This window comes from Streptomyces sp. NPDC002588 (genome assembly GCF_040295925.1).
GTDB lineage: Bacteria > Actinomycetota > Actinomycetes > Streptomycetales > Streptomycetaceae > Streptomyces.
The window spans coordinates 60,571-79,204 of record NZ_JBEOWF010000002.1; the positions used below are offsets into that span (position 1 = coordinate 60,571).

Annotated in this window: 19 protein-coding genes; 10 read left to right on the top strand and 9 right to left on the bottom strand. The window is 71.8% G+C overall.

All coding sequences use genetic code 11. From position 1 onward, the window contains the following. Positions 1–34: 34 nt before the first annotated feature. Positions 35–529 (top strand): MaoC family dehydratase, encoded by a 495-nt coding sequence (locus tag ABT057_RS02955; protein WP_352340643.1) that lies wholly within the window; start codon positions 35–37, stop codon positions 527–529. Positions 530–561: 32 nt separating this feature from the next. On the opposite strand, the gene ABT057_RS02960 is transcribed toward ABT057_RS02955, so the two are convergent. The 4 genes from ABT057_RS02960 to ABT057_RS02975 all read right to left on the bottom strand — a co-directional run bounded on the left by ABT057_RS02960 (position 562) and on the right by ABT057_RS02975 (position 4,910). After that, positions 562–1,728, bottom strand: coding sequence for an NAD(P)/FAD-dependent oxidoreductase (locus ABT057_RS02960; protein WP_352340644.1), 1,167 nt, complete (start codon positions 1,726–1,728; stop codon positions 562–564). Positions 1,729–1,762: 34 nt separating this feature from the next. Beyond that, on the bottom strand, positions 1,763–2,476 hold the full coding sequence (locus tag ABT057_RS02965; RefSeq protein WP_352340645.1) for a GntR family transcriptional regulator: 714 nt from the start codon (positions 2,474–2,476) through the stop codon (positions 1,763–1,765). A 56-nt stretch (positions 2,477–2,532) separates the two neighbouring features. Continuing rightward, positions 2,533–3,933, bottom strand: a complete 1,401-nt coding sequence (locus ABT057_RS02970) for a family 1 glycosylhydrolase (protein ID WP_352340646.1) — start codon at positions 3,931–3,933, stop codon at positions 2,533–2,535. A 119-nt stretch (positions 3,934–4,052) separates the two neighbouring features. Beyond that, a complete protein-coding gene (locus ABT057_RS02975; RefSeq protein WP_352340647.1) occupies positions 4,053–4,910 on the bottom strand; it encodes a crotonase/enoyl-CoA hydratase family protein in 858 nt (285 codons plus the stop codon). A 124-nt stretch (positions 4,911–5,034) separates the two neighbouring features. Here ABT057_RS02975 and ABT057_RS02980 point away from each other — a divergent pair, with 124 nt between their 5' ends. From ABT057_RS02980 to ABT057_RS02990, 3 genes are read left to right on the top strand one after another with little or no spacing between them, the layout of a single operon-like run. Beyond that, positions 5,035–5,802: an enoyl-CoA hydratase/isomerase family protein gene (locus tag ABT057_RS02980; RefSeq protein WP_352340965.1), complete on the top strand. Its 768-nt coding sequence runs from the start codon at positions 5,035–5,037 to the stop codon at positions 5,800–5,802. 19 nt (positions 5,803–5,821) lie between these two features. Next, on the top strand, positions 5,822–6,958 hold the full coding sequence (locus ABT057_RS02985; RefSeq protein ID WP_352340648.1) for an acyl-CoA dehydrogenase family protein: 1,137 nt from the start codon (positions 5,822–5,824) through the stop codon (positions 6,956–6,958). Beyond that, positions 6,955–7,977, top strand: coding sequence for an LLM class F420-dependent oxidoreductase (locus tag ABT057_RS02990; RefSeq protein WP_352340649.1), 1,023 nt, complete (start codon positions 6,955–6,957; stop codon positions 7,975–7,977). The genes ABT057_RS02985 and ABT057_RS02990 overlap by 4 nt, the downstream gene beginning before the upstream one ends. Before the next feature lie 7 nt (positions 7,978–7,984). On the opposite strand, the gene ABT057_RS02995 is transcribed toward ABT057_RS02990, so the two are convergent. The 5 genes from ABT057_RS02995 to ABT057_RS03015 form a co-directional block, all read right to left on the bottom strand. Next, the gene (locus ABT057_RS02995) at positions 7,985–8,734 is read right to left on the bottom strand and encodes a FadR/GntR family transcriptional regulator (protein ID WP_352340650.1); all 750 of its coding nucleotides are present in this window, start codon (positions 8,732–8,734) and stop codon (positions 7,985–7,987) included. A gap of 17 nt (positions 8,735–8,751) precedes the next feature. Next, the gene (locus ABT057_RS03000; protein WP_352340651.1) at positions 8,752–9,156 is read right to left on the bottom strand and encodes a Zn-ribbon domain-containing OB-fold protein; all 405 of its coding nucleotides are present in this window, start codon (positions 9,154–9,156) and stop codon (positions 8,752–8,754) included. Next, positions 9,153–10,304 (bottom strand): thiolase family protein, encoded by a 1,152-nt coding sequence (locus ABT057_RS03005; RefSeq protein WP_352340652.1) that lies wholly within the window; start codon positions 10,302–10,304, stop codon positions 9,153–9,155. The genes ABT057_RS03000 and ABT057_RS03005 overlap by 4 nt, the downstream gene beginning before the upstream one ends. A 5-nt stretch (positions 10,305–10,309) precedes the next feature. Continuing rightward, positions 10,310–11,884, bottom strand: coding sequence for an AMP-binding protein (locus tag ABT057_RS03010; protein WP_352340653.1), 1,575 nt, complete (start codon positions 11,882–11,884; stop codon positions 10,310–10,312). Between the two features lie 147 nt (positions 11,885–12,031). After that, positions 12,032–13,174 carry an acyl-CoA dehydrogenase family protein gene (locus ABT057_RS03015; RefSeq protein WP_352340654.1) on the bottom strand — a complete coding sequence of 381 codons (1,143 nt, stop codon included), beginning with the start codon at positions 13,172–13,174 and terminating at the stop codon, positions 12,032–12,034. An 85-nt stretch (positions 13,175–13,259) separates the two neighbouring features. Between ABT057_RS03015 and ABT057_RS03020 the strand changes: the two genes are divergently transcribed. Genes ABT057_RS03020 through ABT057_RS03045 form a run of 6 tightly spaced genes read left to right on the top strand, consistent with a single transcriptional unit; the run spans position 13,260 to position 18,581 of the window. Further along, the gene (locus ABT057_RS03020; RefSeq protein ID WP_352340655.1) at positions 13,260–14,015 is read left to right on the top strand and encodes an SDR family NAD(P)-dependent oxidoreductase; all 756 of its coding nucleotides are present in this window, start codon (positions 13,260–13,262) and stop codon (positions 14,013–14,015) included. 1 nt (position 14,016) lies between these two features. After that, positions 14,017–14,796, top strand: a complete 780-nt coding sequence (locus ABT057_RS03025; RefSeq protein WP_352340656.1) for an enoyl-CoA hydratase/isomerase family protein — start codon at positions 14,017–14,019, stop codon at positions 14,794–14,796. Between the two features lie 19 nt (positions 14,797–14,815). Next, positions 14,816–15,982, top strand: a complete 1,167-nt coding sequence (locus ABT057_RS03030) for a CaiB/BaiF CoA transferase family protein (RefSeq protein ID WP_352340657.1) — start codon at positions 14,816–14,818, stop codon at positions 15,980–15,982. 3 nt (positions 15,983–15,985) lie between these two features. After that, a complete protein-coding gene (locus ABT057_RS03035) occupies positions 15,986–16,897 on the top strand; it encodes an SDR family NAD(P)-dependent oxidoreductase (protein ID WP_352340658.1) in 912 nt (303 codons plus the stop codon). Continuing rightward, positions 16,894–17,406: a DoxX family protein gene (locus tag ABT057_RS03040; protein WP_352340659.1), complete on the top strand. Its 513-nt coding sequence runs from the start codon at positions 16,894–16,896 to the stop codon at positions 17,404–17,406. The genes ABT057_RS03035 and ABT057_RS03040 overlap by 4 nt, the downstream gene beginning before the upstream one ends. 17 nt (positions 17,407–17,423) lie before the next feature. After that, complete coding sequence (locus ABT057_RS03045; protein WP_352340660.1) at positions 17,424–18,581, top strand: acyl-CoA dehydrogenase family protein; 1,158 nt, start codon at positions 17,424–17,426, stop codon at positions 18,579–18,581. Positions 18,582–18,634: the final 53 nt, after the last annotated feature.

Genomic DNA, 18,634 nt, shown 5'->3' on the forward strand with positions numbered 1-18,634 from the left:
TGGAGCCTGTGATCCCTGCGGAAGAGGACGCGCCATGGAACCGACTTCGACCGAAATCCCCCCGCTGGTCAGGGGACTCACCTACGAGGAGATGCCGGTCGGGCAGGTCTTCCGGACCGCCCGGCGGACCGTCACCGAGACCGACCTGGTCAACTTCGTCACCTGGGGCGGCTTCACCGAGCCCCTCTTCTGGGACGCCTCGCACGCCGCGGAGGGCGGATACACGGGGCGGCTCGTCCCCGGAGGGCTCACCTACTGCCTCGCCGAGGGACTCGTACTCCAGACGAACGTGCTGCACGGGACCGGTCTGGCCTTCCTGCACATGGAACTCACCGTGCGGGGTCCGGTGTACGTCGGCGACACGCTGTACGCCGTCGTGGAGACCACCGGCTGCCGTCCCTCCGGCAAGCCGGGCCGGGGCGTGGTCACCAGCCGGATCACCGTACGCAACCAACGGGACGAGGACGTGCTCGTCTATACGCCGGTACGGCTGATCCGGGGCAGGGACTACGAGGCCGACCGCGGTTGAAAGCTGTCCCGGAATCGCAGCGGGGCCGCCGGCTACTGCTCACCCAGACCGGTGGCGTGTTGATCCACCTCGGTGTCCGAGCGCCGTACGCCGGCGAATCGGGTGGGCCGGAAGGCCCGCAAGAGTGCCTCTTCCCGATCGGTGGTGATCTCGGCCGCGGCCAGGCGTCCCAGAATCGGCGCCAGAGTGACCCCGCTGTGCGAGACGAGGCAGTACACGCGGGAGTGTGTCGAGGCATAGCCGGCGACGGTGTGGCCGTCCGCGGGCAGTGACCGGATGCCGACGCGCAGGTCGATCGTCGGTGCCCGGCTCGGGTCGGGCAGCAGTGCGGAGAACCGCCGGGCGAGGGTGTTCGCGATGTCCCCGTCCGCGGACGGAGGGTCTTCCGGATCGACGTCGGCGTTCAGATCGAGAGCCTGCAGGACGGTGTGCCCACCGGCCGCGGGGCGGAGATTGAGGCCGGGGCTGTGGATCACACAGCGCAGGTCCAGTTCCGGTGACCTGGCGTACCCGAGCAGACCGACGGCCTGCGCTCCGCGACCGGCTTCCGTCACCATGGGAACGTCGATCCCTGCCCGGGCGGCGAGCCGTTCCGTCCAGCGGCCTGCCGCCAGGACGACTCGATCGCCCCTGCGGACCTCGCCTCCGGCCAGGGTGACGGACACCCCGTCAGGCCTGTCGTCGATGGCCACGACCTCGCCGATCGCCCAGTCGGCTCCATGCCGCTCGGCGTCCGCCAGCAGGTTGCCCACGAAGAGTTCCGGCAGAACGTATCCCTCGCCCGGGAAGTGGGCGATGGACGTGATGGTCGCCGGAATCCGGAGGTCGCCCGCGATCCGCGTCGCTTCGTCGGGCGTGACCCAGTGGGCGGGGTAGCCGAGGGACTGCAGTCGTTCCACGTTGCCGGCGAGCCGCTGCTCGTTCGCCGCGTCCGCCCACTGCAGCGCTCCGCTGGGGAAGTACGACGGCTCGCCGCGTAATTGCCCGGCGAGCCTGCCGTGCTCCTCCATCCCCGCGAGGTTCAGCCGGTGGTAGTCGGGGTCGGGCTTCCGGCTGGAGTTGGTCCAGGCGAAGGTGGTCGCGGTCGTACCGGTGCCGACCCCCCGTTGATCGAGCAGGAGAACGTCTTCGCCGGCGATGGCGAGCTGCCTCGCGACGCTCACGCCCAGCACGCCGGCCCCGATGATGACGACCTTCATTGTGCGCACGTCCTTTCCGGCAGCGACACGCTGCTCACATGGCCGGGACGGGAAGCTCCAGGAAGAACTCGGCGGTTCCCGGACGGACAAGGGTCGTGACCACCTCGACGGTGCTTCCGTCGTCGGCACGCAACTCCCTGCGCCTCATCAGCGCAGGCGTTCCGATCTCGCTGTTGAGGAATCCTGCGTCGCGCTCATCGAGGATCACCGGGTCGAGGTAGACCCGGATCGCGTCGATCGGTACTCCTCTGCGCTGGAGGTACGGCAGGGTGACGACGTCTTCGAGGTTCTCGTTCAGCAGGTCGGGGGCGACCGCGAAGAGAACGACGTGCCGCTCGACGGACTGCGGCTCCTCGCGCAGGTCGAGCTTGCGGCGGACCAGTTCCACCACGGCCGTGTCGGCCGGGCAACCGGGGAGCGCCAGGACGGCGTCGGCGGCCCTGACGATCCGCGCGGAGACGACTTCGTGTCTGCCGGGGACACCCTTCGCGGCTGCCGCCGGGGTGACGAAGTTGAGCAGATTGATCTGCCTCGTCACGTCCGCGACAAACGTTCCGTGGCGTCGCCGGCGGATCGCCAGTCCCGCCTCCGCCAGGTCATTGAGGACCCGTTGGGCCGTGGCACGGCTGACGCCGTACCGGGTGGAGAGTTCCTTCTCGGTCGGCAGCCGCGCGCCGGAGGGCAGGTCCCCGGCCCGGATCCTCGCTTCGATCTCTCGCCTGATCTGTACGTAAAGCGGCACGGTCACATGACGACCGTACAATCACCCAATTGACCGGTCAATAGCCGGGCCCACCGCACTTTCTAGGAGCGGAGAGGGCTCGGCACCAAGGTCAGGCCCGGTGCCGGGGTGGCAGCGGGTGCCGGTGTGTCGGGGGCGAAAGCCCCGCCGTGCACCCAGTCGGACGGCATCTCGGGGCGCGGCGGCGGCTCATGGTCCGGGACGGCCATCGCGTACAGCCGGGTGTAGCGGAACTTCGCCTCCAGGTTGTCCAGCACCGACCAGTACTCGTAGCCGCACACGTCCACGCCCCGGTCCACGACCCGGGCCAGCCAGGACAGCCGGGCGCGCAGCAGGGACCTGCGCCGGGCGTCGTCGGCGCGGCCCTTGTCGTCGACCAGGTCGAGGTCGCCCATGCCGTTGTCGACGACGGACAGCGGCGGCAGCAGGTCGCCGTAGAGGTCATGGAGTCCGGCGACGGCGTCGGCGAGACCCTCGGGGAGGATGGGCCAGCCGTACGCCGTGGTCTCGACGTCGTCGAACGGGATGATCGCGAAGCCGAGGCCCGCCAGCAGGCGGTTGACCTCGTTCAGCGTGCCCGGGCACTTCCCGGCCGGCAGGGCGCGGGGCAGGTTCTCCGGGGCGGTCACCCGGAACGGGGTGTGCCAGGACAGGCCCAGCACGTCCTGCGCGGTGGCGATGGTCTCCAGGTCGCCGGGGTGGACGCAGCCGGTGGCCTCCACGGGGGAGACGTCGTCCTCGGTCACCATGTGGGTGCCGAGCAGCATCGGGTCGAGGAAGATCCGGTTGGTCCAGTTCTCCAGCCGCTCCACGGCGAGCCGGTCGAAAGGGTCGTCGGTGGCGGCGTAGCCGCCGACGAGGGTGACCGTGGTGCCGAGCCGGCCGTGCGCGCCGGCGGCCCGAAGCGCCTGGAGGGCGAGGCCGTTGCCGAGCAGGATGTGGTGGACGGAGCGCAGCCCGGCCCGGCCGATGCCGCGACTCGGCGGATACAGTCCGGCCACATGGTCGGCCAGAGTGGGGCTCGCCAGGTCGGTGGAGGTGATCCAGCGCTCCACCCGGTCGCCGAAGCGGCGGCCCAGCTCGGCGGCGTATCCGGCGAAGTGCTCGGCGGCGCCGCGGGCGAGCCAGCCGCCGGAGTCGTCCAGCCAGGGCGGCAGCGCCTGGTGCACGAGCGTGAGACCGGGGCGGGTGCCGCGGGCCAGCAGTGCGTCCAGGGCGCGGTCACAGCGGTCCAGTGCCGCCCGGTTCCAGCTGCCGGGGCCGTCGGGCTGGAGCAGCGGCCAGCCCGCGACCATCCGGTGCGTGTCCGGGACGACGCCGACCACCCGGCGGATGTCGTCGGTCCACTGCCGGAAGTGGCCGCTCCGCTCCAGCGGGGGCGGCGGCGGGGCGGCGAGGGTGTCCGCGGTGGCGACGCCCCAGTCGACACCGGTCAGGAACTCTTGAAGCAGACCATCGCCCATGATGACCGTCCAAGCGATGAATGGTTAACGCATTCAGCTGAATGGCGCGCCCCGGACGCTAACACCTCACCGAAACCACGACAATGTTTCGGGCAGATCTCATGGTCAGGGCGTTCGTGTCACTCGTCGATCGGCCGGAACTCGTCGTCCCGCCACCATGGGTAGACGGGCGGCATGTCGGCGCTGACCCGGCCCGGGAACTTCGGCGGCCGCTTGGCGAGGAATGACTCGACACCCTCCACGGGGTCGGGTCCGCCGCCGATCTGGCTCATGACGCGCGAGTCAAGCCGGTGTGCCGTCATGGGGTGGGGTTCGCCGAGCATCCGCCACATCATCTGGCGGGACAGGGCGACCGAGACCGCCGAGGTGTTCTCGGCGATCTCCCGGGCGAGCGCGTACGCGGCCGGCAGCAGTTCCTCGGGCGGGTGGACGGAGCGGACCAGGCCGGCCGCCAGCGCCTCGCCGGGGCCGAAGACACGGCCGGTGGCCACCCACTCCATGGCCCGCTGCATGCCCACGGCCCGCGGCAGGAACCAACTCGCCGCCGACTCCGGCACGATGCCGCGGCGCGCGAAGACGAAGCCGAACCTGGCCGAGGTCGACGCCAGCCGGATGTCCATGGGCAGGGTCATGCTGGCCCCGACGCCGGCCGCCGGGCCGTTGACGGCCGCGATGACCGGCTTGGTGCTGGAGAAGATCCGCAGCGCGACCCGCCCGCCGGTGTCCCGGTGCCAGGCGCCCGCCCTGCGGTGGTCGAAGGAGGAGCCGCCCGAGCTGACGTCGGCGCCGGCGCAGAAGCCGCGTCCGGCGCCGGTCACCACGATCACCCGCACCCGGTCGTCGGCGTCGGCCGCGTCCAGGACGTCGAGCAGGTCCTGCATCATCCGCGGGTTGAAGGCGTTCAGCTTCTCGGGCCGGTCCAGGGTGACGGTGAGGATCCGGTCCGCCGTCTCGGCCCGTACGGTCTCGTACTGCATGCGCGTCCTCTCGCCGGCCGCCGGTCCGGCGACCCGGTTCCCAGCTGAGCTGAATTAGTTATACCATTCAACTCTACTTACTCATTAGAGGGTCTGTTCTCACTGGAGGCACACGGCGGTGGAGATGACGGATCTGGTGGTGACGGCGGTCGGGCGGGTCAGGCTGGTGGAACTCAACCGGCCGGAGCAGCTCAACGCGATGAGCGAGGAGCTGCACACCCGGCTCGCCTCGGTCTGGGACGAGCTGGCCGCCGACCCCGAGGCGGGCGCGATCGTGCTCACCGGGCGCGGCCGGGCGTTCAGCGCCGGGGGCAACCTCGAGGTCATGACCCGGGTCCAGCGCGACGAGGCGTTCCGGGAGCAGCAGGTCGACGAGGCCCGAAGGATCATCGTCGGCATGCTCCGCTGCCCGCTGCCCGTCGTCGCGGCGGTCAACGGACCGGCGGTCGGCCTCGGATGCAGCCTCGCCCTGCTCAGCGACCTGGTGCTGATCGCCGAAGAGGCCTATCTGGCCGACCCGCATGTGCAGGTCGGACTGGTCGCGGGCGACGGCGGCGCCTATCTGCTGCCGCTGCTCGTCGGCGCGACCCGCGCGAAGGAGCTGCTGTTCCTCGGCGACCGGGTGGCCGCCGAGGACGCGGTCCGGCTGGGCCTCGCCACCCGTGCCGTACCGAGGGACAAGCTGCGGGCCGAGGCCATGGAGCTGGCCGGACGGCTGGCCGCCCAGCCCGCGCAGGCGCTGCGCGAGACCAAACGGGCGGTGAACCGGCATCTGGAACAGGCACTGGAGACCGTGATGGAGCCGGCCCTGCTCGCCGAGCGGGACACCATGCGGTCCGCGGACCACGCCGCCGCCGTGGAGCGGATCCTCGCCGCGCGCGGCCGTCGCTGAACCGGAGAGGAGCACAGGCATGGACTTCGCGTTCAGCGAGGAGCAGGAGGAACTGCGGCGCACGGTACGGGCGTTCCTCGCGGACACCTCGCCCGAGACCGAGGTGCGGCGGCTGATGGAGACGCCGGAGGGGTTCGACCGGGCGCTGTGGCGCCGGATGGGCACCGAACTCGGCCTCCAGGGGCTGGCCGTGCCCGAGGAGTACGGCGGCGCGGGCTGCGGGCCGGTCGAGGTGGGCGCGGTCATGGAGGAGACGGGCCGCGCTCTGCTGTGCGCGCCGTTCCTGTCCTCGGCGGTGCTGGCCACGACGGCCCTGCTGCGGTCCGCCGACGAGGAGGCCCGCAGGCGGCTGCTGCCCGGCCTGGCCGCCGGTGAACTCGTCGCCACGCTGGCCCTGACGGAGGACTCCGCCCGCTGGGACGCCGCCGGAGTGGCGCTCGACGCCCGTGAGACCGAGGGCACTTGGCTGCTGGACGGCCACAAGACCTTCGTCCTCGACGGGGCCGCGGCCGATGTGGTCCTCACCGTGGCCCGGGCGGCCGACGGCATCGGCGTGTTCCTGGTCGAAGGCGACGCACCGGGGCTGACCCGCACTCCCCTGCCCACGCTCGACCCGACCCGCCGCCAGGCCCGCCTCGACTACCACGACGTACCGGCGCAGCGGCTGCGCACGCACGGCGACGGCTGGGAGCTGGTGGCGCAGGTGCTGGACCGGGTCGCGGTGGCGCTGGCCGCCGAACAGGTGGGGGTGGCCTCGCGGGCGCTGGAGACGGCGGTGGAGTACGCCAAGGTGCGCCACCAGTTCGGGCGGCCCATCGGTTCCTTCCAGGCCGTCAAGCACCTCCTCGCCGACGTGCTCCTCGAAGTGGAGTCGGCACGGGCGGCCGCGCACTACGCGCTCCTCGCCGCCGAGGCCGACAGCGCGGAACTGCCGGCCGTGGCGAGCCTGGCGAAGGCGTTCTGCTCCGACACCTGTCTCCGGGCCACGAGCCAGAACATCCAGGTGCACGGCGGCATCGGCTTCACCTGGGAACACCCGGCCCATCTGTATCTGAAGCGGGCGAAGACATCACAGCTGCTGTTCGGCGACTCCGCGTACCACCGCGAGCTGCTCGCACGGCACATCGACACGGTTACGGTCGGAGGAGCGGCATGAAGGTCGACGGCAAGCTCAGCGTGTGGGGCACCGCCGAAGTGGCCGAGGAGGCCCGGCACCACGAGAAGGCGGGTTACGACGGCCTGTGGGCCTCGGAGTCCAAGCACGACCCGTTCCTGCCGCTGCTGCTCGCGGCCGAGCACACCGAGCGGCTGGAGGTCGGCACGGCCATCGCGGTCGCCTTCGCCCGCTCCCCCATGCAACTGGCGTACACCGCCCATGACCTGCAGACCTACTCCGGCGGGCGCTTCTCCCTCGGTCTGGGCAGTCAGATCAAGCCGCACATCGAGCGGCGCTTCGACATGCCCTGGAGCCGGCCGGCGGCCCGGATGCGGGAGTACGTAAGCGCGCTGCGTGCCATCTGGGCCGCCTGGAACGAGGGCGAACGGCTCGACTTCCGCGGGGACTTCTACTCGCACACGCTGATGTCCCCCTTCTTCTCCCCGCCGCCCGCGACCGGTGGGGCGCCGAAGGTGTTCGTGGCCGCCGTCGGGGAGGCGATGACCCGGGTGGCGGGCGAGGTGGCGGACGGGCTGCTCGCGCACGGCTTCACCACCGAGCGGTATCTGCGGGAGGTCACCCTGCCGACCGTCGAGGCCGGCCTCGTGAAGTCGGGCCGCACGCGACCCGGCTTCTCGGTCTCCCACCTGCTGCTGACCGCGACCGGCCGCACCGAGGAGGAAATGGCCCGCGCGATCGACGGCACCCGGCAGCAGATCGCCTTCTACGGCAGCACGCCCGCCTACCGCGGTGTCCTGGAACTGCACGGCTGGGGGGCGCTCGGCGACGAGCTGCACACGTTGTCGACGTCCCGTCGCGAGGACAGGTGGGAGGCGATGACCGGGCTCGTCGACGACGAGGTCCTGCACACCTTCGCGGTGGTGGCGGAGCCGGACCGGGTGGCGGCCGAGATCCGGCGACGGTACGGCGCACTGGTCGACCGGGTCTCCTTCTACACCGCCTATGAGATCGGCGCGTCGGTGTGGGAGCCCATCGTGCAGGAGCTGCACGGCAGTTGACGGCAGGTCAGCCGAGCAGGTCCAGGACCGTCGTCATGGACCTGCTCTGCAGCAGATAGTCCTCGGCCTCCTGCAGGTGGATCCGCCACAGTTCCTCGGCGTCCTCGGCTCGGCGGGCGGCCACCAGGGCGACGAGGGCGACATGGGCGCGGAAACCCCGGCGGTTGGCGCGGATGTTCTCGGGACTGCCCGCGTCGAGGTCGACGTGGGACCAGTTGGCCTGGTCGATGATGTGCCGGACCATCCCGTTGACGACACTGAGCGTCTGGTTGCCGGCCAGTTCGACGACGAGGGCGTGGAACTCCATGTGGGCGCGGATGAAGGCCGACGGGTCGTCCATGAGCCCCTCGGCCTCGGCGACGGCGGCCCGCAGCCGCCGCAGGTCCTCGTCGGTGCGCCGCTCGGCCAGCAGGCCGGCGCAGGGCGCCTCGATCACCGTACGGGCGTCGTAGACGTCCTTGAGGGTCGTGTGCCGGTACTCCAGCACCACGGCCGCGTAGCGGGCCGCCACCGTGCCCTCCGGGATCTGCACCCGCGCCCCGCCCCGGGCACCCCGGCGCACGCTGATCAGCGCCTCGGACTCCAGCACCCGGAACGCCTCGCGCAGGGTCGGCCGGGAGACGGCGAACTCCTCCATGAGCGCCGTCTCGGACGGCAGCGCGTCGCCCTCGGCAAGTTCGCCGCGCACGATCATGCGGCGCAGCCGGGCCGCCACCAGCTCGGCCATCTTGGGGACCCGTACCGGTGTGTTCGCCACGGCGCCCACCTCCGCCCTCAGTCTCTTGTGTCCGGTACGAAGTACGGCAGGGTGATCTCACCGGTCAGCGTCCGGAAGTCGACCCGCACCCTCAGTCCGATCCTGACGAGGTCCGGATCGCCGGCGTCGACATGGGAGAGCAGGGTGCCTCCGTCGTCGAGGTCGATCACGGCGAGGGCGAAGGGGGTGTCGAAGCCCGGGCCGGGCGCCCGGTGGACGACGGTCACCGAGTAGACGGTGCCCCGTCCGGCGCTGGGCGCGTACCGCCAGTTCCGGGACATGCATCCCGGGCAGGCGGGTTCGGGGACGAAGAAGCGCAGCCCGCAGGAGGCGCAGTGCGGGACGACGAGGTCGCCGCGCCGGGCCGCCGCCCAGAACGGCTCCGACAGGGCGGTGGGGCGGGGTACGGGTCTGCCGGTCATCGCATCCTCCCGAGCACGCTCATCTCGTAGTGCTGCGCGCCCGAACCGGCGTTGCCGACAACCGCCAGCTCCGCGCCGTCCACCTGGTGGACCGCGGTGCCGCGCAACTGCCGTACGGCTTCGACGACTTTGAGGGTCATCTGCTGGGTGCCGTTCCACGCGTAGGCCAGACAGCCGCCGTCCGGGTTGACCGGATGCTTTCCCTCCACGGCGATGGCGCCGGAGGCGGCCAGCGGACCGCCCTCGCCCTCCCCGCACACACCCAACGCCTCCAACTGCCGTACGACCTCGAAGGAGTTGGGGTCGTAGAGGGAGAAGACGTCCACGTCGTGCGGGCCGATACCGGCCATGGCGTAGGCACGGGCCGCGGCGTCCCGGCCGAGCTGTCCCACCTCCCGGTACAGCGCCGGGTTGGCGTAGGCGGCCTGGTGGTACTCCATGGCGCCGCCGAGCACGGCGACGGGCGGGTGGGGCAGGTCGCGGGCGCGTTCGGCGGTGGTCACCACGAGCGCGGCGCCGCCCTCGCCGACGATGCAGCAGTCCAGCAGGTGGAAGGGCGTGGCCACCATGCGGGAGGCGAGCACGTCGTCGGCCGTGTACGGCCCGCGGCCGTACATCATCGCCTCCGGGTTGGTGGTGCCGTTGTTGCGGATGGTCGCCGCGACCTCCGCGAGCTGGCGGGAGGTCGTGCCGTACTCGTGCATGTGCCGGGCCGCGACCAGCGCGAACTGGGCGACGACATAGCTGCCCCAGACGTCGGCGAACTCCAGCGGAACCCCGGCCCCGACGGGCCCCGTCCCGCGCGAGACCAGTTTGCAGCCGCCGACGACGACGGTGTCGGCGAATCCGGCCCGGACCGCCGCGGCCGCCTTCAGCAGGCCGCGCGAGCCCGCGTTGTCGAGCATGGAGTCGCTGGTCCAGCGCAGATCGCGGCCGAACATGCGAGCCCAGGAGCTGCCCTCGCCGGGTACGCCGCCCGGGCCGGGCCAGTCGGCCTGGGCGCCGTCGACGTCCGCGGGGGTGAGCCCGGCGTCCTCGACGGCACCGCGCACCGCTTCGAGGGCGAGGTCCATGGCGTCGCGGTCGGGGAGGGAGAGTGCCTGCTCGGTGGCGTACACGCCGACGACGACGGGCCGCCGGCCGTCCACGGGGCTCACCGTCCGGCGCCGAGCTGGTCGCCGCCCGGGTAGCCGCCCCCGCCGAAGCGCTCGTCGAGGGCGTCGTAGTCCTTGCCGAAGTCCTTCGTCCGCGGCAGCGCGTCGACGAACTCGACCGTCTTCGGCTTCTTGTACGAGGCGATCCGGGCCCGGCAGTGCTCGATGACCTCCTCGGCGGTGACCGGCGCGGCGTCCGGGTGGAGCACGACGACGGCCTTGACGTCCTGCGCCCACCGCTCGTTGGGCACGCCGATCACCGCCGCCTCCTTCACCGCGGGGTGTGCCTCGATGCAGTTCTCGACCTCGGCCGGGAAGATGTTCTCGGCCGCCGACTTCAGCATGCGGGTCGTGGTGCCGAGGAAGCTGATCGTGCCGTCCGGTTCGCGCCGGCCGAGGTCGGTGGTGTGCCACCAGCCGAACCGGAAGCGCCGCTCGTTGATCTCGGGCCGGTTCCAGTAGCCGAGGTGGACGAGGTCGCCGCGGACGCAGATCTCGCCGGCCTCGCCGACGCCGCGTTCCTTCCCCGCTTCGTCGAGGATGCGTACCGCGGCGAAGGGCCCGGGGCGTCCCGCGTTGCCGGTGCCCGAGCCGCCGTGGGCGCCGGTGACCGCGAATCCGGTGACCTCGGTCTGGCCGTAGCCGCGGCCCTCGCCGCCGCCGTTGCGGGTGAAGCGGCTCTCGTCGGTGGGGACGGTGCCCTGCCACAGCGTCGCGGCGACGCCGGCGCGCAGGTGAGAGAGGTCGTGTCCGGCCTCGCGGTTCAGCGCGACCAGCTGCGCGATGGTCGGCGGCATCAGGTAGGCGTGGGTGCACCGCTCGCCCGCCAGCAGCGGCAGCAGTTCCTCGGCGACCACCCGGCGGACGACGACGTTCTTTCCGCCGTGGACGAAGACGGGGACGCCCCAGAACTGGTAGTTGCCGATGTGGAACATCGGTCCCGCGCCCAGGAAGGCGGTCTCCCGGCCGATGTCGCCCATCCAGGCGGCGCTCGCGCCCATCGTGAGCAGGTTGCGGTGCGAGAGCATCGAACCGGACTGCCGGCCGCTGATCGCCGCCGTGTAGATGACCAGGAGGGCGGAGTCGGGGTCGACGTCGGCGGCCGGGTCCCCGGGCGAGCCGGAGGCCAGGAACGACTCATAGGAGTCCGAGCCCTCGGCGTCGTGCCGCAGCCACAACGCCCTGTGGTCGCTGCCGAGTTCGGCGCGGGCCTTGCGGACCGTGTCGCCGATCTCCTCTTCCTGCCAGACCACCACGCGGGGGGCGAAGTCCTCGATCGCGAACGCCATCTCGGGGACGGCCCAGCGCCAGTAGCCGGGGCAGACCATGGCTCCGACCTTGGCCGCGGCGCCGAGCAGCTCCCAGATCCGGAAGGAGTTCTGCCCCAGCCACAGGATCCGGTCGCCGGGGCCGACGCCCGCGTCCGTCAGGGCGTGGGCGAGCCGGTTGGTGCGCTCGTCCAACTGCGGCCAGGTCAACCGGACTGCGCCGTCGACGAGGGCGACGCCGTCCGGGTAGGACCTCCGGTGCTCACGGATGATGTCGCCGAACGTCAGGCGACGGGCGGGATGCATGCTCTTGGCTCCAAGGCTTCGGAGGGGCACGTTAAATAGTTAACCTATTGAACCGAGGTAGTCAATAGATGAGCCAGGCCATGGACGGGCCGGCACGGACTGACCGGACCGACGGGCCGGGCGTGGACCGGCCGGGTCGTGGACGGACTACAGCCCCAGCGACCGCCCGACGATCTCCTGCATGATCTCCGAGGTGCCGCCGAACACCCGCTGCACCCGGCTGTCCCGCCAGATCCGGGCGATCTCGTACTCGTTGACATAGCCGTAGCCGCCGAAGAGCTGCAGGCAGCGGTCGATGACCTGCCAGGCGTTCTCGGAGGTCCAGTACTTGGCGGCGGCGGCCTCCTCCGCGGTCAGCTCCCCCTCGACCAGCGCCATGATGCAGCCGTCGACATAGACCCGGGCCGCGCTCAGTCTCGCCTTCATGTCGGCCAGGGCGAACCTGTTGGCCTGGAACTCGCCGATCGGCCTGCCGAACGCGGTACGGGTTCTGGCGTACTCCAGCGCCAGCGCGCACGCCCGTTCGGCGGCCGCCAGCGAGGAGACGGCGATGGCGAGCCGCTCGGTGGGGAGGTTGCCCATCATGTGGTAGAAGCCGCGACCCTCCTGCCCGATGAGGTTCTCGGCGGGTACGCGGACCTCGCGGAAGAAGAGCTCGGCGGTGTCCTGGGCCTTCATCCCGACCTTGTCGAGCTTGCGGCCGCGCTCGAAGCCCTCGGCGCCCCGCTCGACGACGATCAGACTGATGCCCTTGTGCCCGGCGGCCGGGTCGGTCTTGCAGGCGACGACCACCAGGTCGGCGAGGATGCCGTTGGTGATGAAGGTCTTCGACCCGTCGATCACCCACTCGTCGCCGTCCCGGCGGGCGGTGGTGCGCAGGGCTCCCAGGTCGGAGCCGGCGGACGGCTCGGACAGCGCGAGGGCGCAGATCGTCTCACCGCTGATCACTCCGGGGAGCCAGCGCGCCTTCTGCTCCGGAGTGGTGAGGCGCGTCAGGTACGGCGGGATGACGTCGTTCTGCAGCCCCAGCCCGATGCCGACCGCGCCCGTGGCCGCCATCTCCTCCGCCATGATCGCGTTGTAGCGGAAGTCCCTGATGCCCTGCCCGCCGTACTCCTCGGGGAACTCCCAGCCGATGAGACCGGCCTTGCCCGCGGCCGTCCACGCGGCCCGGCCCACCTGGCCGTCACGTTCCCACTGGTCGGCATACGGGGCGCATTCGCGCAGGTAGTAGGAGCGCGCGGTCTCCCGGAACTGCTCGTGCTCCTCGGTGAAGATCGTACGGCGCATACTCGACTCCACTCATGCATCTCGCTTATTTAGCTGAAACAGTTATATGATAGCGCTGTATCGGCGGGTGAGCGAGGGAGGGCGCGTGAGCGTACGGGACAAGGTGGCACTCGTCACCGGGGCGGGACGCGGCATCGGTGAGGCGATCGCCGACCGGCTCGCCGCCCAGGGAGCCGCGGTCGCCGTCTGCGATCTGGACCCGGAGGCCGCCGGCAAGGTCGCCGCCCGGCTCACGGAGCGGTACGGGGTGCGCGCCGCGGGTGTCGGCGCGGACATCTCCCGCAGCGCGGCGGTGCGCTCGGCCGTGGAGCAGGTGACCACCGCGCTCGGCCCGGTGGACATCCTGGTCAACAACGCCGCCGTGGACGTGATCGGCCGGTTCGTCGACAGCGGTGAGGACACCTGGGACCGGATCATCGCCGTCAATCTGCGCGGCACGATCACGGTGACGCGGGCCGTGCTCGACCCGATGATCGAGCGCGGGGGCGGCCGGGTCGTCCTGGTCGCCTCGGACGCCGGCCGGGTCGGCTCCTCCGGCGAGGTCGTGTACTCGGCCACGAAGGGCGGGGTCATCGCCTTCGGCAAGGCCCTCGCCCGCGAGGTCGCCCGGCACGGCATCACCGTGAACAGCGTCTGTCCGGGCCCGACCGACACCGCGCTGCTCGGGCAGGTCGCCGAGTACAGCCGGAAGATGTACGACGCGACCGTGCGGGCGATCCCCCTGCGCCGCGTCGCCCGGCCGGACGAGATAGCCGGCGTGGTGGCCTTCCTCGCGTCCGACGACGCCGCCTACATGACCGGGCAGACGCTCTCGGTCAGCGGCGGCCTCACGATGGTCTGAGGTGGACACCGTGCTGCGTGTCGAACTCCGCGACCGGATCGCCGTGTTGACCCTCGACCGGCCGGAGCGTCTCAACGCGGTCGGGACTCGGACCGTGGGCCTGCTGCGGGAGGCCCTGGAGCGGTGCCGCGACGACGACGGCGTCCGCGCCCTGGTGCTGACCGGAGCCGGCCGGGCGTTCTCGGCCGGGGCCGACCTGGGCGAGATCGAGTCGTTCACGAAGCCCGGGGAGTTCCGGGATTTCGTCGGAAGGCTCACCGCGGCGTTCGCGCTCCTCGAGGAGTTCCCCAAGCCGTCGGTCGCGGCCGTCCACGGGTTCGCCTTCGGGGGCGGTCTGGAACTGGCGCTCGCCTGCGACCTGCGCGTCGCGGAGCGCGGCGCCCGGCTCGGGCTGCCGGAGATGAAGCTCGGCGTGCTGCCGGGCGCGGGCGGCACCCAGCGGCTTCCGCGTCTCGTGCCGCCCGCCGTCGCCAAGCAGATGATCCTCACCGGCGAACCCGTCGACGCCGAGCGGGCGTACGCACTGGGGCTGGTCAACGAAGTTGCCCCGCCCGGTGGGGCGTTGAAGGCCGCGGAGACACTCGCCGCCCGGCTGGCCGCGGGCGCCCCGCTGGCGCTCGCGGCGGGCAAGCGGCTGGTCGACCACGGGCTCGGCATGGACCTGGAGGCGGCGATCGCGTACGAGCGCGAGACCGTCTCGGTGCTGTTCTGCACCGAGGACCGGGCCGAGGGGCTGAAGGCGTTCCGTGAGCGGCGCCCCGGTGAGTTCCGCGGTGTCTAGAGATCTCAGGAGGTGGGCCGTGCGGCCACTGGAGGGCATTGCCGTCGTCGAGCTGGGCATGTGGGTGGCCGCGCCGGCCGCGGCCACCATGCTCGCCGACTGGGGCGCGGACGTGGTGAAGGTGGAGGCGCCTACCGGTGACCCCAACCGGTACACGCTCCGGCACGTCGGCCAGGACATCGACAGCGCGCCCCCGTTCGAGACCGACAACCGCGGCAAGCGTGGGATCGTGCTCGACCTGCGCGCGGAGGACGGCAAGGAGGCGCTGGAACGGCTGCTGGCGCGCGCCGACGTGTTCGTCACCAACCTCCGGCCCGGCGCGCTGGAGCGGCTGGGGCTGGCCCCGGAGGAGCTGCGCGCCCGCCATCCCCGCCTGGTCATCGGCACATTGACCGGATACGGCTGGACGGGGACCGAGCGCGACCGGGCCGGATACGACGTCTCCGCCTTCTGGGCCCGGCCCGGTATCGCCGCGATGCTCAACCCGGCCGGGGAGCCGCCGCCGGGGATCCGGCCCGGTCTCGGCGACCGTACGGCCGCGTCCAACCTGGTGGCCGGGGTGCTGGCCGCGCTGCTGCGCCGTGAACGCACCGGCGAGGGCGGGGTGGTGGACGTGTCGCTGCTGCGGTCCGGGACGTACGCCAACGGCAACGACCTGGCGCTGCAGAACTTCTTCGGCCGGCGCGGCCGTACCCGGCACCGCACCGAGCACGAGTCCCCGCTCTACAACTGCTACCGGGCCGCCGACGACCGCTGGTTCTGGCTCGTCGGCCTGGAGGGCAACCGGCACTGGCCCGGGATCGTCAGGGCGCTCGGCCGCGAGGACCTGTTCGACGACGGGCGGTTCGCGACCGGCAAGGCCCGGCGCGGTCATGTCCGCGAGCTGATCGCCGTGTTCGACGAGGAGTTCGCCCGGCGGCCGCTTCAGGAGTGGGCGGACCGCTTCGACGCCGAGGGCGTGTGGTGGGCCCCCGTGCAGACGCTGGCCGAGGTGGCGGCCGACCCGCAGGCCGAGGCGGTGGGGGCGTTCGTCGAACAGCCCGGTATGGGGGACGCGCCGCCACTGCGGACGGTGGCGACGCCGGTGAGCTTCTGGGGCGTGGACGACAAGCCGCGCACGGGCGCGCCGACGCTCGGCGAGCACACCACCGACGTACTGGACGAGCTGGACGGAAAAGGGAGGTAGGGCGTGGGCATCCTCGACGACAAGGTCGCCATCGTGACGGGTGGCGGCAGGGGGCTGGGCCGGGCACACTGCCTGGCGCTCGCCGAAGCCGGAGCCACGGTGGTGGTGAACGACCTCGGCGCCGGCGTGCACGGCGAGGCGACCGGCGACTCCCCCGCCGACGAGGTGGTCACCGAGATCACCAAGCTCGGCGGGCGGGCGGTCGCCAACCACGGCTCGGTCAGCGACTGGGGTGCGACCGAGGCCATGGTGGCGGACACCGTCGCGGAGTTCGGGCGGCTCGACATCGTCGTGAACAACGCCGGGATCGTCCGCGACCGCATGCTGTTCTCGATGAGCGAGGCCGAGTTCGACGCCGTGATCGCCGTCCATCTCAAGGGCTCGTTCGCGCTGACCCGGCATGCGTGCGCGTACTGGCGAGAGGAGTCCAAGCGGGGCGGGAAGGTGGCCGGGCGGGTCATCAACACCACGTCTGGGACCGGCCTGTTCGGCAACCAGGGGCAGTCCAACTACGGGGCCGCGAAGGCCGGGATCGCGGGGCTCACCGTCCTCACCGCGCTGGAGATGCGCCGCTACGGCGTCACGGCCAACGCGATCTCGCCGATCGCGGCGACCCGGATGACGGAGGGACTCGAAGTCGGCGCCTCCCTCCCGGCCGACGGCGACTTCGACCCGCGCGACCCCGCCAACGCCTCGGGCGTGGTCGTCTACCTGGCCTCCGACGCCGCGGCCTGGCTGACCGGCCAGGTGCTGCGCATCGAGGGCGACAAGCTGAACCGGCTGCAGGGCTGGACCGTCGCCGCGGTCCACCCCAGCCGGTCAGGAAAGGCCCTCGGCTACGACGAACTCGTCGAGGCCGTACCGCAGTTGTACGGCGTCATGCCCGCCGGCCGGGCCACGGGGGCCGGCCAGTGAAGGGCCATGACGCCGCCGCCCTGGCCCTGCGCGCGACGCTCGGCCCGATGCTCTTCGCCCACGGCTGGAACAAGGTCGCGGGTCCGGGCGGGCTGAAGGGCACCACGGGCTGGTTCGAGGCGCTCGGCCTCAGGCCCGCCGGGGTGCACGCCCGGATGGCGGCCGGGACCGAGATGGCGACCGGGGCGGGCATCGCCCTGGGCATCGCGAATCCGCTGCCCGCCGCGGCGGCCGTCGGCCTGATGACCGTGGCGGCCCGCACGGACCACCGCGGCAAGGGCTTCTTCGTCTTCAAGGGCGGCTGGGAGTACGCCGGTGTGGTGGGCGGCGCGGCGGTGGCGATGGCGGCGCTGGGCAACGGCCGGTACTCGGTGGACGGGCTGTTGGGGCGACGGCGGGCGGGCACGAGGGCGGCGTTGCTGGCGGCCGTGCTCGGCGGGGCGAGCGCGGCGGCCCTGCTCGCGGTCTGCTACCGGCCCGCCGAGAAGCCGAACGAGACGGACAAGTGAGGGGCGAGGGAGAGTACATGGACGCGGAGGACTTCACCACGGTGCTGTCGGAGGTCCGGCGGTTCGTCCGGGAGCGCGTCGTACCGCTGGAGGCGGAGATCGACGAGAAGGACGCGATGCCCGACGACATCCGGCAGGCGGCCAGGAAGATGGGCCTGTTCGGTTTCGCGCTGCCCGAGGAGTACGGCGGGCTGGGGCTGTCGATGTACGAGGAGGCCCGGCTGATGTTCGAGCTGGGCTACACGACACCGTCCCTGCGCTCGATGTTCGGCACCAACAACGGCATCGCGGGACACGTGCTGATGGTCGGCGGCACCGAGGAACAGAAGGCGGAGTGGCTGCCGCGGATCGCGTCGGGCGACGTCCTCGCGTCGTTCGCGCTCACCGAGCCGGACGCGGGCTCCGATCCCTCGACGCTCACCACGAAGGCGCACATCGAGGGCGACACATGGGTGATCAACGGCGCCAAGCGGTACATCACCAACGCGCCGCTCGCCGACGTGTTCATGGTCTTCGCCCGCACCGACCCGGACGCCCCGCGAACCCGCGGCATCTCCACCTTCCTGGTCCCGGCGGGCACACCGGGGCTGACCGTGGCGCCCAAGGACCACAAGATGGGCCAGTTCGGAGCCTGGACGGCGGACGTGTTCTTCGACGACGTACGGGTGCCGGCCACCGCCTTGGTCGGCGGTGACGAGGGCCTGAACCGGGGCTTCCACACCGCGATGGGCTGTATCGCGCACGGCCGGGTGCACATCTCGTCCCTCTGTGTCGGCATGGCCGAGCGGCTGGTCGACGAGTCGGTCGCCTACGCCGGCACCCGCCGTCAGTCCGGCCGGACGATCGGCTCCTTCCAGCTCGTGCAGGGCCTGATCGCGGATTCGATGACCGACTACTACGCGGGACGCGCCACGGTTCTGGAGGCCGCCCGCGCCTTCGACGCGGGTACGGACCTCAAGGTCGGCCCGTCCTGCGCGAAGTACTTCGCGAGCGAGATGGTGTGGCGGGTCGCGGACCGGGCGGTGCAGATCCACGGCGGGGCGGGCTACATGCGCGGGGTGGCCGTGGAGCGCTTCTACCGCGACGCGCGGCTGTTCCGCATCTACGAGGGCACCAGCCAGATCCAGCAGGTGATCATCGCGAAGGCACTGCTGGGCGACGCGAGCCGCGATTGAATCGAACACCAACTCGTCTTTTCGGCAAAGGTGTTGCGATAGTCTCCCGCTGA